This is a genomic window from Mesorhizobium sp. M2A.F.Ca.ET.037.01.1.1, assembly GCF_003998075.1.
In the GTDB taxonomy this organism is placed as follows: domain Bacteria; phylum Pseudomonadota; class Alphaproteobacteria; order Rhizobiales; family Rhizobiaceae; genus Mesorhizobium.
The window spans coordinates 1-459 of sequence record NZ_RZSA01001795.1 but is presented as its reverse complement, the minus strand read 5'-3'; the positions used below and the strand labels follow the sequence as shown (position 1 = coordinate 459).

Below are 459 nucleotides of genomic sequence, written 5' to 3'. Positions count from 1 at the left end.
GCGCATGCGCGATTCCTGCCGCGCGCAGAGGTCCGACGCGCGGCAGGAATCGCGCATGCGCTGCGCCGTCACCACCAGCACATAGTCGCCGGCGGCGTGTCCGAGCGTGTCGTTGATCTGCTTGAAGCGGTCGAGATCGAACTGGACCACCGCCAGGCGCTCGCGGCGCCGGTGCGCGCCCTTGATCAGCGTATCGAAATGGTCGGTCAGGAAGGTACGGTTGTGGAGACCGGTCAAGCCGTCATGCACGGCGATGAAGGCCATGGAGTTGCGCGCGTCGACCAGCTCGCGGGTCTTGCGCAGGATGGCGTTGGACATCGGCCGGAAGATGAACAGCGCCACCAGCACGATGACGCCGAGGGTGGCGAAGAACAGCGTGCGGTGCAGGTCGAGGATGTTGCTGGATTGCGCGTCGGCGAATGCGCTGATGCGCTGGCCGAGCGCGGCATAGCCCGACAG

General features: G+C 66.4%; 1 protein-coding gene. It reads right to left on the bottom strand.

All coding sequences use genetic code 11. From position 1 onward, the window contains the following. Positions 1 to 459, bottom strand: a 459-nt coding sequence (locus tag EOA27_RS39860) for a GGDEF domain-containing protein (RefSeq protein WP_145970966.1), incomplete at both ends; no start/stop codon positions are given.